Genomic DNA, 14,260 nt, shown 5'->3' with positions numbered 1-14,260 from the left:
GGTGCGTGCCGTGTCCCCGTCCGGGCGCTTCCGGAATTCGAGATTCCGCAACGTCTCCGCGCATGCCCCGAAAAGCGCCTCTGTGGGGCTGTGGCGGGCCCGCGGAGGTCGTCCCGGTGTCGGAGTCCCCGCAGGGCCGTTCAGGCGCCCTACGGCCGTTTGAGGGCCTCGGCGCGGAACGCGTTGGGCCGTGTGGGTGGCGCGGGTTCGCCAGGGGCCGGCGGCAACCGGCCCGACGCCGGCGTGTTCAGCGCCTGCGAGGCGCGACGAACGGGTCGGACAGCGTCGCGATCGTCAGGAACACGGCGGCACGGTCGGGGCCTTCGCCCTCGACCTTCAGCCGCACCCGCTGCCCGGGCCGCAGCAGCCGCAGCCCCGACGCGGCGAACGCCTCCGCCGGGAACGGGAGCGCGCTGCCGTCGTCGAGGAGGACGGTGCCCGCGCCGGTGCGCGGGTCGAAGGTGTGCACGGTTCCCTGCATGCCGTCGAGCCTACTCAACACCCCGCGGACAGCAGCGGCAGCAGCGCGGCGGTGCGCGGCCCCACACCCAACTCCACGGCCCGCGCGAGGTCCGCGCCGGTGTCGACGTCGCGGCGGACCGAGTCGACGTCGTCGAGGACGAGTTCGTGCGCGCCCGAACGCCGGTGCCGGGCACGGGACGCGCCCTCGAAGGCCGGTGCCAGCACGGTCCCCGGCCACGCGGCCAGCAGGGTGGTGCCGACACCCGCCGCGTCGGCCAGGAACGCCCGCGGCCGGCGGCCCGCTTCGCCGAGCACGCGGTCCAACTCCTCGGGCCGCAGCGCGGGCAGGTCCGCCGACAGCGCCGCGACGCCCGCGCCGGGCCACCACAGGCCCGCGAGGCCGGCACCGTGCTCGAGGGCCGCGTTCAGCCCTCCCGGCCGCCCGCGGCCGTCCTGCCCCTGGACGTCCGCGACGGTCTCGGCGCCCTCGGCGCGGACCTGCTCGGCGACGACGGGGTCGTCGGTCACCACGAGCACTCCCGCGACGCGCCGGCACGACAGCGCGGCGCGCACGGTGTCGACGGCGAACGCGAGGGCCAGCCCGCCCCGGTACGCGCCCGTCGCGGGCGCCAGCCGGCTCTTGGCCGCGGTGAGGGGTTTGACGGGCACGACCAGCCGCCACGCGTCAGGTCCGGCGCCCACCCGCGTTCCTCGCATCGGCCGGTCCACCTCCGTTGTGCCGGTTCCCGCTGTTGCCGGTCCCGTGCCGTCCCTTTCCGGCGCGGCGTTCCCTATCCTCGGTTGTCCGCCGTTCCGGTGGATGAGGACCTTTCTCGACATCGCGACGACTCTCACGGGAAACTACGGGGGTCGACCGGGGCCCGGGGGTATCGCCTGGTGAGATCACGCCATGGTGTTCCCTTGTACATAATCGGCACCCGGTCAGCCAGGGCGCCGGTGGTGTGAGGATCGACACGACGCGACACGACTCAGGAGGCTCGCAACTGATGGCCCGCAGAAGGATCGGCTTCTGGTACCGCGTCGTGGTCGTGGTGGTCAAACCCCTGCTGCTGCTTTTCACGAAGCGCGACTGGCGCGGGATGGAGCACATTCCCGCGGAGGGCGGCTTCATCACGGCGGTCAACCACATCAGTTACGTCGACCCCCTCACGTACGCGCACTTCCAGTACGAGTCGGGTCGCGAGGCGCACTTCCTGGCCAAGTCGTCGCTGTTCAAGATCCCCGTGGTCGGCCGGATCATCAAGGGCGCCGGCCAGATCCCGGTGTACCGCGACTCGGCGGACGCCGCGCTGGCCTTCCGCGCGGCCGTGGACGCCGTGAACAAGGGCGACTGCGTGGCCGTGTACCCCGAGGGCACGATCACCCGCGACAAGGCGCTCTGGCCGATGCAGGGCAAGACCGGCGCGGCGCGCATCGCGCTGACCACCGGCGCCCCCGTCATCCCGGTCGCACAGTGGGGCGCCCAGGACATGCTTGCGCCGTACGGCAAGAAGCTGCGGCTGTTCCCGCGCAAGACCATGCGCGTGCTGGCCGGACCGCCGGTCGACCTCGAGGAGTTCCGCGGCCGCGAGATGACCGCAGAGGTGCTGCGCGGCGCGACCGACAAGATCATGGACGCGGTGACCGAGCTGCTCGCGAAGCTGCGCGACGAGCCGGCCCCGACGCGCGAGCAGCGCCGCAAGTCGAAGGCCAAGGCGGCCGCCGAGGCCGCTGCCGCGGACGACGCCGCGCCCGCCGCCGAGGCGAAGTCCGACCCGAAGGACGACCCCAAGCCCGCCGCCGAGGACGGCGCCGCATGACGCGCTGCGCGGTCTTCGGCACCGGCTCGTGGGGCACCGCGTTCGCGATGATCCTGGCCGACGCCGGGTGCGACGTGACGCTGTGGGGCCGCCGCTCCGAGATCGTCGACGCGATCAACTCCCGGCACGAGAACCCCGACTACCTTCCGGGCGTGCACCTGCCCGAGCCGGTCACGGCGACGCTCGACGCCGCGAAGGCCGCCGAGGGCGCCGACTTCGTGGTGCTGGGCATCCCGTCCCAGACGGTGCGCGAGAACCTGGCCGCGTGGGCGCCCGTGCTGTCGCCCGACGCGGTGCTGGTGAGCCTCATGAAGGGCATCGAACTCGGCACCGCGAAGCGGATGAGCGAGGTGATCCGCGAGGTCGCCGGGGTCGGCGAGGACCGGGTCGCGGTGGTCAGCGGGCCCAACCTGGCCAAGGAGATCGCCCACCGGCTGCCGGCCGCGAGCGTCGTGGCGTGCGCGGACGAGGACGTCGCGCGCCGGCTCCAGGCGGCGTGCATGACCCCGTACTTCCGCCCGTACACGAACGCGGACGTGGTCGGCTGCGAGCTCGGCGGCACGGTCAAGAACGTGATCGGCCTGGCCGCGGGCGCCGCCGACGGCATGCGGCTCGGCGACAACGCCAAGGCGTCGCTGATCACCCGCGGCCTCGCGGAGACGATGCGGCTCGGCGCGGCGATGGGCGCCGACCTGCACACGTTCGCCGGACTCGCGGGCCTCGGCGACCTGGTGGCGACGTGCTCGTCGACACTGTCGCGCAACCACACCTTCGGCGCGAACCTCGGCCGCGGCATGACCGTCGAGGAGGCCACCGCCGCCGCGCGGCAGACCACCGAGGGCGTCAAGTCGTGCGTCGCGGTCCAGGAGCTCGCCCGCCGGCACGGCGTCGAGATGCCGATCGTCGACACGGTCGTGGCCATGGTGCACGACGGCAAGTCGCCGCAGCTGGCCCTGAAGGAGCTCATGTCGCGCTCCGCCAAGCCGGAGCGCTACGGGACGAATTAGCAACGCAGCGGCCCCGCGTGTCCGCCACGGACCACGGGGCCGCTTGAGTGCCTACCAGCGCCGCTTGGTTATCGCGGCTAGGGTTTTGGACACCTTGACCTCGACCCCACCAGGTCTGCGACGGGCTCGCTCTCGGTCACCCGAGGCCTTCCTGCTTCGCAGCCGACCGCAGACACCTCGGAAGGTGCCGTGACTTACACCGGCTCCACAGGCCGCGACCGCCGGCCCGGCGGAAGGTCCGGCGACTCGCGCCTCCGAACATCACCCAGAGTACCGGCACGCTCACGCGAGTGGTGGCCGTTTTCGAGCAATGCGAGAGGAGCGAGGGGCGCGCAGCCGATTGGCGTCGCGACCCGAGTTCGATGACCGAGCAGATCGCCACCCCCCAGTCGTCCGTAAGGCCGCGCGTCGCCGTCGTGTTCGGCGGCCGCAGCTCCGAACACGCGATCTCGTGCGTCACGGCGGGCAGCGTGCTGTCCGCGATCGACCGCGAGCAGTACGACGTGCTGCCGCTCGGCATCACGCAGGACGGCCGCTGGGCCGTCGTGGCGGACGCCGCGGAGCGCCTGGCGATCGGCGCGTCCGGCAAGCTCCCCGACGTCACGGACATCGCCGCGCCCACCGGCTCGGTGGTGCTGGCCGCGGACCCGACGCAGCGCGACATCGCGGTGCTGGAGACCGGCGCGGTCACCGACGTGCTCGGCAGCGTCGACGTGGTCTTCCCGCTGCTGCACGGCCCGTACGGCGAGGACGGCACGCTGCAGGGCCTGCTCGAGCTCGCGGGCGTCCCGTACGTCGGCTCGGGCGTGCTGGCCAGCGCGGTCAGCATGGACAAGGAGTACATGAAGCGGGTGTTCGTCGGGTTCGGCCTGCCGGTCGGCCCGTACGTGACCATCCGTCCGCGCGACTGGGAGCGCGACCCGGCGGCGGTGCGCGCGTCCGTCGCGGAGCTGGGCTTCCCGGTGTTCGTGAAGCCGGCGCGCGCCGGTTCCAGCATGGGCATCACCAAGGTGCACGAGATGGACGCGTTCGACGAGGCCGTCGAGACCGCGCGCAAGCACGACCCGAAGGTCATCGTCGAGGGCATGCTGCGCGGCCGCGAGATCGAGTGCGGTGTGCTGGACGGGCCGGACGGCCCCGAGGCGAGCGTCCCCGCGGAGATCCGGGTGCGCGGCGACCACGAGTTCTACGACTTCGAGGCCAAGTACCTCGACGACGTCACCGAGACCGACGTGCCCGCCGACCTGACCGCCGAGCAGATGGCCGAGGTGCGGGAGCTGGCCGTGGCCGCGTTCGAGGCGATGAGCTGCGAAGGCCTGGCGCGCGTCGACTTCTTCCTGCTCGAGGACGGCGGCTGGGTCATCAACGAGGTCAACACGATGCCGGGGTTCACGCCGGTGTCGATGTACCCGCAGATGTGGAAGGCGACCGGCGTCGAGTACCCGCAGCTCGTCGACCGGCTGATCCGTGCGGCGCTGGACCGGCCCAACTCCCTGCTGCGCTGACCGCACCGACCGTGCGGACCGCGCCGGGCGCGCCGACCGTCGACGTGGTCGCTATCCCGAGCCCGGCGAAGCCGTCGGACCCTCGACCGGTTCGCCGGCCTCGGGGGCCGGCGCGTCGTCGCCCGGCATGAGGTTGACCACGGTGGCCTTGATCGGCTCGGCGAACGCGGTGAGCACGCCGGGCGCCTGCCCGTATGCCGGCGGCACCACGACCTCGACGTTCACCTCGCGGTTCAGCGTCGTGAACTGCAGCGCCTTGCCCGGCCCCTCGGTGGTGAAGACCCACCTCACGCCGTTCACGCCGACGGAGTTCTGCGACGGGTCGTACCGCGGGTCGCTCGGTCGCAGCGACACCGGCTTGGGGACGCCGCAGCGCAGCACCACCGCGGGACTGCCCCAGGCCGCGGTCAGTTCGGAGACCGGCGCGCTGTCGCGCCGCTTCCCGCCGAGCACGTCGGCGGGCAGCTTCGCGTACAGCTCGTGGCACACCTCGCCGATCCGGCCGGGCGGCGGCTGCGGCACGGCGATGTGGACGGTGTCGTCGCCCCCGCGTCCGACCAGGTACGCGGTGAGCAGGCCCGCGGCGGCGAGTGCCGCGCCCGGCAGCCCGTACCGCACGAGCGCCCGACGGCGCCTGGACGTCGTTCCCGACGGTCCCGGAGCGGGCGGCGCTGGGGCGGGCGTGGTCGCGGTCACGGGCCCGATCCTACGGAGCCCGCCGCGCGCGGCCGGGTCCGGGGGCGGTCGTCAGGCCAGGTGCACCACGGGACAGGTCAGGGTGCGCGTGATGCCCGAGACGCGCTGCACCTGCGCGACCACGAGTCGGCCGAGTTCGTCGACGTCGGTGGCCTCGGCGCGCACGATCACGTCGTACGGGCCGGTGACGTCCTCCGCCGCCGTGATGCCGGGCAGCCCCGCGATCTCGCGGGCCACCGACTCGGCCCGTCCGACCTCGGTCTGGATCAGGATGTATGCCTGTACCACCACGGCCTCCCGGCGCGCCAGGATTGAGGGAACCTTCACCAAACCAGCCAAGCCACGTACTGCGTCGCACACCGTACCGCGCGGTCCGGCGCGGGCGGATGCAACCATTGTCGACCGCACCGACGCGGGCGACCAACAGGTGACCGGCGGGGCCTCGGGTCTTCCGATCCGGGGAATACGTCAGGAACCACGACAGAACGGGACGGATATGCCGGGCTTGGGTGCGGCGGCGGGGGGCCGGTCGTGAACGAGCGGAGCACACGGACCACCGGGCGGGGTGCCGGGCGGGACGCGGCGGGCGAGCGCGGCGAGGCACGCGCATGAGCGGCACGCTGGGCGACCTCGGCGAGTTCGGGCTGATCGGCGCGCTGACCGAGCGCGTCCCGACCGGCCGTCATGTGCCGCTGGGCCCGGGCGACGACGCGGCCGTGATCGCGGCGCCCGACGGCCGGGTGGTGGCGACGACGGACCTGCTGGTCGAGGGGCGGCACTTCCGGCGCGACTGGTCGACGGCGTACGACGTGGGCCGCAAGGCCGCCGCGCAGAACCTCGCCGACGTGGCCGCGATGGGCGCGGTGCCGACCGCGCTGCTCATCGGCCTGGTCGGGCCGGCCGAGCTGCCGGTCGCGTGGGCGCTGGAGCTGTACGACGGGCTGCGCGACGAGTGCGCCGTCGTGGAGGCGGGCGTGGCCGGCGGCGACGTCGTGCGCGGCGCGTCCGTCATGGTGTCGATCACCGCGCTCGGCGACCTGGAGGGCCGCGCGCCGGTGACGCGCGCGGGCGCCCGGGTGGGCGACGTCGTGGCGGTCGCGGGCTGGCTCGGCTGGTCTGCGGCGGGCCTGGCGATCCTCAGTCACGGGCACCGCAATCCGCGCGCGTTCGTCGAGGCGCACCGCCGTCCGGAGCCGCCGTACGACGCGGGTCCGGCCGCGGCCCGGCTCGGCGCGACCGCGATGCTGGACGTCAGCGACGGCCTGATCGCCGACCTCGGCCACCTGTCCCGCGCGTCCGGCGTGCGGGTCGACCTGATCAGCGACCTGCTCGACGTCCCGGCGCAGATGCGCGACGTGGCGCGGGCGCTCGGCGCCGACCCGCTCTCGTGGGTGCTGACCGGCGGCGAGGACCACGCGCTCGTCGCGACGTTCCCGGCGGGGACCGCGCTCAGTGCCCGCTGGCGGGTCATCGGGCGGGTCGTGGCGGGCGACGGCGTGACGGTCGACGGCGAGGAGTGGTCGGGCGCCGGGGGATGGGACCACTTCGGCGGTTGAGCGGCGTGCCGGACACGGCACCGGTCGGCGTCCACAAGCCGGTCGATAAGCTGACAACCATGGTGCAGACCCCCGCCCGCGTGCTGACGATCGCCGGTTCCGACTCCGGCGGCGGCGCCGGAATCCAGGCCGACCTGAAGACCATGCTCGCCCTCGGCGTACACGGCATGAGCGTCATCGCGGCGGTCACCGCGCAGAACTCGCTCGGCGTCCAGGGCTACTGGGAGCTGCCGCCGGAGGCCGTCCGCGCGCAGTTCCGCAGCGTCGTCGACGACATCGGCGTGCAGGCCGTCAAGACCGGCATGCTGGCCTCGCCCGTGCTCGTGGAGACGGTCGCCGAATTGCTCGCCGGGCTGCCCGCACCGGTCGTCGTCGACCCCGTGTCGGTGTCCAAGCACGGCGACCCGCTGCTCGCCGAGGAGGCCCTCGACGCGGTGCGCGGGAAGCTGCTGCCGACCGCGACGGTGGTCACCCCGAACCTGTTCGAGGCCCGCCAGCTGACCGGGCTCGAGGTCCGCGAGCCGTCCGACATGCGCAAGGCCGCCGAGGCGCTGCTCGCCTTCGGCCCCGAGTGGGTGCTGGTCAAGGGCGGCCACCTGGAGGGTGAGGCCGCCGACCTGCTGTTCGACGGCTCGCGCGAGTACTGGTTCCGCAGCGAGCGCTACGACAACCGGCACACGCACGGCACCGGGTGCACGCTCGCCAGCGCCATCGCCTCGTACCTGGCGCTCGGCCGCGACGTGCCGCGCGCGGTGGGCGCCGCGAAGGAGTACATCACCGGCGCGATCCGCGAGGGCTTCCCGCTCGGCGCGGGCATCGGCCCCGTCGACCACGGCTGGCGCTTCCGCGGCTGACCGTCCCTGAGCACCCACCGGGTCCGTGCCGCACACAGGCACGGGCCCGGTGCCGCGTCGCGGCCCGGGCCCGGAACGGCGAACAGCCGGGCCACCGTGAGGTGGCCCGGCTGTTCAGAAGCTGGGGAAGGCTGGGGTCAGCGGGTGACCTTGCCGGCCTTGATGCACGAGGTGCAGGCGTTCAGGCGCTTCGGCGTGCCGCCCTGCACCGTGCGAACCGTCTGGATGTTCGGGTTCCAGCGACGGCGGGTGCGGCGGTGCGAGTGCGAGATGTTGTTGCCGAAACCCGGCCCCTTGCCGCAGACGTCGCAGTTGGCAGCCACGGGAGACACTCCAAAGACGAATAAGGATTGCGCGTACGTTCACGTGCCGGCAGGTGCCAGGCAACCGAGGAAGAGTAACCGACGAGCGGGGATGGATGCCAATCGCGCGGTGCGCATGGAAAACCGCCCGACTCGTCACGCTTCTCCATCAGCGTAGCGCATCCGTCCGATGCGCCTCGCGGGGGCCGCTCTTTCTCACCAGGTCACCGCCGCACGCCCGGCCGGATACTCTGCACAGGCCGCGCAACGGCGGGCGTGGCGGGCAAGGAGGACGAGGTGGGCGTGCTGGGAGAGCTCGACGCTCCGGCGGTGCGCCGCTGGTGCCGGACCGGGCTTCAGCAGCTCGGCCGCGCCCGCGAGGAGATCGACGCGCTCAACGTCTATCCCGTGCCCGACGGCGACACCGGCACGAACCTGTTCCTCACGCTGGAGTCCGGCACCGCCGAGGTCGAGGCGCTGTTCGCGCGCGAAGCCGACGCCAACGGCGACGGGACCGGCGAGCCCACGCTGCCCGAGACCATCCGGGCCCTCGCGCACGGCGCGCTCATGGGCGCGCGCGGCAACTCCGGCGTCATCCTCAGCCAACTGCTGCGCGGCATGGCCGACCAGATCGAGCTCGAGTACCGCGAGGCCGCCGAGGCCCGGCGCCCGCGGCCGAGCGGGCCGGTGCTGCGGCGGGCGCTGCGCCGCGCGACCGAGGCGGCGTACGTCGCTGTCGCGCGGCCGGTCGAGGGCACCATGCTGACCGTCGTCCGCGCCGCCGCCGACGGCTGCGACGCGTCCCCCGACGAAGTGACGGCGGTCGTGCGCAACGCCGCCTCGGCGGCCCGCGAGGCACTCGCCCGCACCCCCGAGCAGCTGGACGTGCTGCGCCGCGCCGGAGTCGTCGACGCCGGCGGCCGCGGCCTGTGCGTGCTCCTGGACGCGCTGGTCGCGGTGGTCACCGGCGAACGCCCCGCGGCCGTGCCGCGCACCCACGTGCCGGTGCCGCTGCGCCCCGAGCCCGACGAGGAGCCGTGCGACGACGGCCCGCGCGCGCCCGCGTTCGAGGTGATCTACCTGCTCGACGCGCCCGACGAGGCGGTCCCGGCGCTGCGCGAGCGGCTCGACGCGCTGGGCGACTCGCTCGTGGTGGTCGGCGGCGAGGGGCTGTGGAACGTCCACGTGCACGTCGACGACGCCGGCGCCGCGGTCGAAGCGGGCGTCGAGGCCGGGCGGCCGCACCGCATCCGCATCACCCACCTCGACCTGACGGGTGCGGCGGCCGCGCGGGAGCGCGAGCGCGAGCACGCGCCCGCGGCGGTACGCCGGGCGATCGTCGCGGTCGTGCAGGGCGACGGCCTGGCCGCGCTGTTCACCGAGGCCGGCGCACACGTCGTCGAGGCCGGGCCGGGGCGCAGCCCGTCGACGGGTGCGCTCGTCGACGCGATCCGGGACACCGGCGCGCGCGAGGTCGTCCTGCTGCCGAACGACCCCGACGGGCACGCGGTCGCGGGTGTCGCGGGGGAGCAGGCGCAGGCGTACGGCGTCCGCGTCCAGGTGGTGCCGACCAAGGCCGCCGTTCAAGGCATCGCGGCGCTCGCCGTCCACGAGCCCGGGCGGCGCTTCGACCAGGACGTGGTCGGCATGACGTCGGCGGCCGGCGCGACCCGCTACGGCGCGCTGACCACCGCCACGCGCGAGGCCTGGACGATGGCCGGCGTGTGCCAGGCCGGCGACGTCCTCGGCATCATCGACGGCGACATCGCGGTCATCGGCCAGGACCTGGCGGAGACCGGCCGCATCGTGCTCGACCGCATGCTCGCGGGCGGCGGCGAGCTGGTCACCCTGGTGACCGGCGCGGCGCTCGCCGAGGGCATCGCGGACGCGCTGGTGGGCGGCATGCGCTACGGCAGGCCCGAGGTCGACGCGGTCGTCTACGACGGCGGCCAGTCGATCTACCCGCTGCTGATCGGCGTCGAATGACCCGGGCTGTCCCCGCGGCCGGGTAACGTCGGGCCACACCGCCGTCGGCCCGCCAGGGAGAACCACCGCCGCCATGTCCCGCCTCGATGAACCGCTGGCCAAACTGGTCGGGGACCGGACCGCGAAGGTGCTCGGCAAGTCCCTCGGCCTGACCACGCTGGGCGACCTGCTGCGCCACTACCCGCGGCGGTACGCCGAGCGCGGCCGGCTCACCGACCTGTCCCGCCTCGAGGTCGACGAGCACATCACCGTCATGGCGGAGATCGCCAAGGTCACCAACCGGCAGTTCCGCAACCGGCGCGGCAACCTGCTGGAGGTCGTGGTCACCGACGGGCGCGGCAACCTCAAGCTGACGTTCTTCAACCAGGCGTGGCGCGAACGGGAGCTGCGCCCGGGGCTGCGCGGGCTGTTCGCGGGGAAGGTCGCGCGGTTCCGCGACGAACTGCAACTGAACCAACCCGACTACCAGTTGATGGACGCGGACGGCGACGACGACGAGGGCGGCAGCCTCGCCGCGATGTTCGCGGGCGCCCTCATCCCGGTCTACCCGGCGGCCGCCGCGATGCCGTCCTGGAAGATCGCGCAGTGCGTGCGCGTGGCCCTCGACACGCTCGGCGAGCTCGCCGACCCGCTGCCCCCGGAACTCCTGGAGCGGCGCGGCATGCCCGGCCTGCGCCAGGCCCTGGAGTGGATCCACAAGCCCACCTCGTGGGGCGAGGTGACGGCCGCGAAGGACCGGCTCAAGTGGGACGAGGCCTTCGTCCTCCAGATCGCCCTCGCCCAACGCCGCCTCGCCGCCCGCTCCCAGACCGCCGTCCCCCGCTCCGCCCGGCCCGACGGCATCCTCGACGCCTTCGACGCCCGCCTCCCGTTCACCCTCACCGAGGGCCAGGTCTCCGTGGGCGCCGAGATCGCCGCCGACCTCGCGGCCGAACACCCCATGCACCGCCTCCTCCAGGGCGAGGTCGGCTCGGGAAAGACGCTCATCGCGCTGCGGGCGATGCTGACGGTCGTGGACGCTGCGGGGCAGGCGGCCATGTTGGCGCCTACCGAGGTGCTGGCGCAGCAGCACCACCGGTCGATCGTGGAGATGCTCGGGCCGCTGGCCGAGGGGCCCGGGATGCTCGGGGGGTCCGACGTCGGGACGAAGGTGACGCTGCTGACCGGGTCGATGGGGGTGCCGGCGCGGCGGGCGGCGCTGTTGGACCTGGTGACGGGCGAGGCGGGCATCGTCATCGGGACACACGCGCTGATCGAGGACAAGGTCAAGTTCCACGACCTAGGCCTGGTCGTGGTGGACGAGCAGCACCGGTTCGGGGTCGAGCAGCGCGACGCGTTGCGGGGCAAGTCGGAGCGGCCGCCGCACCTGCTGGTGATGACGGCGACGCCGATCCCGCGCACGGTGGCGATGACGGTCTTCGGTGACCTGGAGACCTCGGTGCTCGACCAACTCCCCTCCGGGCGCTCGCCGATCGCGACGCACGTGGTGCCGGCGCGGGAGAAGCCGAACTTCCTCGACCGGGCGTGGGAGCGGCTGCGCGAGGAGGTCGGCAAGGGGCACCAGGCGTATGTGGTGTGCCCGCGCATCGGCGACGAGGAGGACGACCCCAAGGCGAAGAAGAAGGCCAAGGGGAAGAAGGCCCCGGTCGACGACGACCTGCCGCCCGAGGCGTACCTCGACGACCCGGACGACATGGGCGCGGACGCGGAGGGCGGCGCCGACAAGCGGCCGCCGCTCGCCGTGCTGGACGTCGCGGCGGGGCTGGAGGGCGGGCCGCTCAAGGGGCTGCGGATCGGGATCCTGCACGGCCGCATGGCGCCCGACGCCAAGGACGACATCATGCGCCGGTTCACGGCGGGCGAGGTCGACGTCCTGGTCGCGACCACGGTCATCGAGGTCGGCGTGAACGTCCCCAACGCCACCGTGATGGTCATCATGGACGCCGAGCGGTTCGGCGTCTCGCAGCTCCACCAGCTGCGCGGCCGCGTCGGCCGCGGCTCGGCGCCCGGCCTGTGCCTGCTGGTCTCGGACATGCCCGCGGCGACCGCCGCGCGCGAACGCCTCGACGCGGTCGCCGCGACGCTGGACGGCTTCGAGCTGTCCCGGATCGACCTTGAGCAGCGCCGGGAGGGCGACGTCCTGGGCGACGCCCAGTCCGGCAGCCGCTCGTCGCTCAGGATGCTGGCGGTCGTCCGCGACGAGGACGTGATCGTGGCCGCCCGCGACGAGGCGAACGCCATCGTGGCCCGCGACCCGGAGCTCGCCGAACACCCGGAACTGCGCACGGCGTTGGGGAGCCTGCTGGACGAGGACCGGGCGGAGTACCTGGACAAGGGCTGAACGGCGGAGGGCCGGGTCGGCGGGCCCCCGACCGCCTCCACCGGCCCGCGCCCGCTGTTTTCGCGGTACGCCGGAGTTCAGCCCGCCGTACGGCCGTCCTCGATGTCCTCCGGGTTCGCCAGCGGCCGCAGCACCGCCAGCACGTCGGCGCGGGGTACGCCGCCGAAGAACGCCGTGTCGACCGCCTCGACGGCCTCGATCGCGCGCGGGGCCAGGGCGGCCCCCGCGGCGGTCACCCGCAGCCGCTTGGCGCGGGTGTCGGCGGGGTCGACCTCGCGTTCGATCAGGCCCTTGTCGGTCAGCGTGCGCAGCACCTGCGACGTCATCTTCACGTCGGTGCCCGCCTGCCGCGCGACGGCCTGCTGGTTCGGGTGTCCGCCCTGCTCGTTGAGCCACCACGTGCAGGCGAGCAGCACGAACTGCACGTGGGTGAGGCCGAGCGGGGCGAGGGCCGCGGCGATGCCGCGCTGCCAGCGCAGCGTGGCATGCCACAGCAGGAGTCCGGGGCTGTCGCCCGGTTCGAGTGCCATCAGTCGCGCTCCTCCGCCCGGGCGATGAGGGCGGCGACCGTCTCGGGCCAGTCGCCGGTGATGGCCGGGCCGATCTCCGCGCCGACCTCGTCGGCGCCGGGGCCGTCGATCGTCATGTGGTAGACGACCTGAACCTTGCCATCCCCGCCCTGCGCTATGCGGTGCGTGGTGGTGAGGACGAGGCCCTCGATCTCGGCGCGGTCGACGAAGTGCTCGTTCTCGACGCAGCTGCCGAGGGTCAGCGTCACCGGGTCCTGCCCCGGCATGTACATCGTGAACTCGGAGCCCTCGGCGAACGGCCCGCGCAGGTCGATCTTCTCGACGTCCGCGTTCCAGGTGCTCCAGCCGTCCACGTCGGCCCACAGCTTCCAGATCGCGGAGGCGGAGGCGGTGGTCTCGACGGCGTGCTGGTACTCCCACATGGCGGTCTCCCTTGCGTTGTCGTGCCCGATTGCCTGCGTACAGATTATCTGCGCGCAGACTATCGGTCAAGCGGTGTGCCCGAAGGGCGCGCCGGTAGCGTTGTCCGCATGAAGCACCAGCAGGGCGGGGCCGCCCGATGACCCGTGTGATCGGCGGCGCCGCCGGAGGCCGCCGCCTCGCCGTCCCCCCGGGCGACGGCACCCGCCCGACCTCCGACCGCGCGCGGGAGGGGCTCTTCTCCACACTGGTGTCCCTGCGCCGCACCTTCCACGGCGCGCGCGTCCTCGACCTGTACGCGGGCTCGGGCGCCGTCGGCCTGGAAGCGCTGTCGCGAGGCGCCGCGCACACGCTCCTGGTCGAGTCGGACGCGGTGGCCGGCAAGACGGTGCGCGCCAACATCAAGGCGGTCGCGCTGCCCGGCGCCGAGCTGCGTGCGGTGCGGGCCGAGCGGCTGCCGGCCGAGGCGCCGCCCGCCGAGCCGTACGACATCGTCTTCCTGGACCCGCCGTACGCCCTGCCGGACGCCGACGTCGCGACGCTGCTGACCGCGCTCAGGGAGGGCGGCTGGCTGGCCTCCGAAGCGATCGTCGCCGCCGAGCGCGCCACCCGCGGCGGGACGTTCGCCTGGCCTCCCGGATTCGAGGAGATCCGGTCCCGCAAATACGGCGAAGCCACGCTCTGGTACGGTCGCGCCGCGCGCGCCTAGCTGCCGCTGACCGGAGAGAAGACCGGGAAAACAGTCGCGCGAGCAGTGCCTTTGGACCGCGATCGAGGGGAA

Annotated in this window: 15 protein-coding genes; 8 read left to right on the top strand and 7 right to left on the bottom strand. The window is 73.7% G+C overall.

Translation table 11 applies throughout. The features are described from left to right. Positions 1-247: 247 nt before the first annotated feature. Positions 248-481 (bottom strand): cold-shock protein, encoded by a 234-nt coding sequence (locus tag QI554_RS24555; protein WP_281472384.1) that lies wholly within the window; start codon positions 479-481, stop codon positions 248-250. A 14-nt stretch (positions 482-495) separates the two neighbouring features. Continuing rightward, on the bottom strand, positions 496-1,179 hold the full coding sequence (gene cofC / locus QI554_RS24550; RefSeq protein ID WP_425528043.1) for a 2-phospho-L-lactate guanylyltransferase: 684 nt from the start codon (positions 1,177-1,179) through the stop codon (positions 496-498). 290 nt (positions 1,180-1,469) lie between these two features. On the opposite strand from cofC, the gene QI554_RS24545 reads away from it, so the two are divergent. From QI554_RS24545 to QI554_RS24535, 3 genes are all read left to right on the top strand, one after another. Next, positions 1,470-2,282, top strand: coding sequence for a lysophospholipid acyltransferase family protein (locus QI554_RS24545; protein WP_281472381.1), 813 nt, complete (start codon positions 1,470-1,472; stop codon positions 2,280-2,282). Beyond that, positions 2,279-3,289 carry an NAD(P)H-dependent glycerol-3-phosphate dehydrogenase gene (locus QI554_RS24540; RefSeq protein WP_281472379.1) on the top strand — a complete coding sequence of 337 codons (1,011 nt, stop codon included), beginning with the start codon at positions 2,279-2,281 and terminating at the stop codon, positions 3,287-3,289. Before QI554_RS24545 ends, QI554_RS24540 begins: the two co-directional genes overlap by 4 nt. A gap of 362 nt (positions 3,290-3,651) precedes the next feature. Then, positions 3,652-4,794: a D-alanine--D-alanine ligase family protein gene (locus QI554_RS24535; protein WP_281472377.1), complete on the top strand. Its 1,143-nt coding sequence runs from the start codon at positions 3,652-3,654 to the stop codon at positions 4,792-4,794. Between the two features lie 51 nt (positions 4,795-4,845). Here the strand turns inward: QI554_RS24535 and QI554_RS24530 are convergent, their stop codons facing one another. Next, the gene (locus tag QI554_RS24530) at positions 4,846-5,490 is read right to left on the bottom strand and encodes a DUF3515 family protein (protein ID WP_281472376.1); all 645 of its coding nucleotides are present in this window, start codon (positions 5,488-5,490) and stop codon (positions 4,846-4,848) included. A gap of 51 nt (positions 5,491-5,541) precedes the next feature. Then, positions 5,542-5,778: an Lrp/AsnC family transcriptional regulator gene (locus QI554_RS24525; RefSeq protein ID WP_281472513.1), complete on the bottom strand. Its 237-nt coding sequence runs from the start codon at positions 5,776-5,778 to the stop codon at positions 5,542-5,544. Positions 5,779-6,098: 320 nt separating this feature from the next. Here QI554_RS24525 and QI554_RS24520 point away from each other — a divergent pair, with 320 nt between their 5' ends. Together QI554_RS24520 and thiD are read left to right on the top strand one after the other, a co-directional pair. After that, positions 6,099-7,046 (top strand): thiamine-phosphate kinase, encoded by a 948-nt coding sequence (locus QI554_RS24520; protein WP_281472375.1) that lies wholly within the window; start codon positions 6,099-6,101, stop codon positions 7,044-7,046. 59 nt (positions 7,047-7,105) lie between these two features. After that, a complete protein-coding gene (gene thiD, locus QI554_RS24515; RefSeq protein WP_281472373.1) occupies positions 7,106-7,900 on the top strand; it encodes a bifunctional hydroxymethylpyrimidine kinase/phosphomethylpyrimidine kinase in 795 nt (264 codons plus the stop codon). A gap of 137 nt (positions 7,901-8,037) precedes the next feature. On the opposite strand, the gene rpmB is transcribed toward thiD, so the two are convergent. Beyond that, the gene (gene rpmB, locus QI554_RS24510; protein ID WP_231778291.1) at positions 8,038-8,223 is read right to left on the bottom strand and encodes a 50S ribosomal protein L28; all 186 of its coding nucleotides are present in this window, start codon (positions 8,221-8,223) and stop codon (positions 8,038-8,040) included. Positions 8,224-8,499: 276 nt separating this feature from the next. Here rpmB and QI554_RS24505 point away from each other — a divergent pair, with 276 nt between their 5' ends. Then, on the top strand, positions 8,500-10,188 hold the full coding sequence (locus QI554_RS24505; protein ID WP_425528042.1) for a DAK2 domain-containing protein: 1,689 nt from the start codon (positions 8,500-8,502) through the stop codon (positions 10,186-10,188). 73 nt (positions 10,189-10,261) lie between these two features. Further along, a complete protein-coding gene (gene recG, locus QI554_RS24500) occupies positions 10,262-12,529 on the top strand; it encodes an ATP-dependent DNA helicase RecG (RefSeq protein ID WP_281472371.1) in 2,268 nt (755 codons plus the stop codon). A 77-nt stretch (positions 12,530-12,606) separates the two neighbouring features. On the opposite strand, the gene QI554_RS24495 is transcribed toward recG, so the two are convergent. Both QI554_RS24495 and QI554_RS24490 read right to left on the bottom strand, forming a co-directional pair. Further along, entirely contained in the window at positions 12,607-13,059 is a 453-nt protein-coding gene (locus tag QI554_RS24495) for a MarR family winged helix-turn-helix transcriptional regulator (protein WP_281472370.1), read from the bottom strand. Further along, positions 13,059-13,481 carry an SRPBCC family protein gene (locus QI554_RS24490; protein WP_281472369.1) on the bottom strand — a complete coding sequence of 141 codons (423 nt, stop codon included), beginning with the start codon at positions 13,479-13,481 and terminating at the stop codon, positions 13,059-13,061. Before QI554_RS24490 ends, QI554_RS24495 begins: the two co-directional genes overlap by 1 nt. 137 nt (positions 13,482-13,618) lie before the next feature. Between QI554_RS24490 and rsmD the strand changes: the two genes are divergently transcribed. After that, a complete protein-coding gene (gene rsmD / locus QI554_RS24485) occupies positions 13,619-14,188 on the top strand; it encodes a 16S rRNA (guanine(966)-N(2))-methyltransferase RsmD (RefSeq protein WP_281472368.1) in 570 nt (189 codons plus the stop codon). The last annotated feature ends 72 nt before the right edge of the window (positions 14,189-14,260 follow it).

It is taken from the genome of Yinghuangia seranimata (genome assembly GCF_029953285.1).
Classification (GTDB): domain Bacteria; phylum Actinomycetota; class Actinomycetes; order Streptomycetales; family Streptomycetaceae; genus Yinghuangia; species Yinghuangia seranimata.
This window is presented reverse-complemented; position numbering and strand designations above follow the sequence as displayed.

Coding starts and splice junctions, on each gene's coding strand:
- QI554_RS24555 (WP_281472384.1), bottom strand. CDS start 481: ATGCAGGGAACCGTGCACACCTTCGACCCGCGCACCGGCGCGGGCACC.
- cofC (WP_425528043.1), bottom strand. CDS start 1,179: ATGCGAGGAACGCGGGTGGGCGCCGGACCTGACGCGTGGCGGCTGGTC.
- QI554_RS24545 (WP_281472381.1), top strand. CDS start 1,470: ATGGCCCGCAGAAGGATCGGCTTCTGGTACCGCGTCGTGGTCGTGGTG.
- QI554_RS24540 (WP_281472379.1), top strand. CDS start 2,279: ATGACGCGCTGCGCGGTCTTCGGCACCGGCTCGTGGGGCACCGCGTTC.
- QI554_RS24535 (WP_281472377.1), top strand. CDS start 3,652: ATGACCGAGCAGATCGCCACCCCCCAGTCGTCCGTAAGGCCGCGCGTC.
- QI554_RS24520 (WP_281472375.1), top strand. CDS start 6,099: ATGAGCGGCACGCTGGGCGACCTCGGCGAGTTCGGGCTGATCGGCGCG.
- thiD (WP_281472373.1), top strand. CDS start 7,106: ATGGTGCAGACCCCCGCCCGCGTGCTGACGATCGCCGGTTCCGACTCC.
- recG (WP_281472371.1), top strand. CDS start 10,262: ATGTCCCGCCTCGATGAACCGCTGGCCAAACTGGTCGGGGACCGGACC.
- QI554_RS24495 (WP_281472370.1), bottom strand. CDS start 13,059: ATGGCACTCGAACCGGGCGACAGCCCCGGACTCCTGCTGTGGCATGCC.
- QI554_RS24490 (WP_281472369.1), bottom strand. CDS start 13,481: ATGTGGGAGTACCAGCACGCCGTCGAGACCACCGCCTCCGCCTCCGCG.
- rsmD (WP_281472368.1), top strand. CDS start 13,619: ATGACCCGTGTGATCGGCGGCGCCGCCGGAGGCCGCCGCCTCGCCGTC.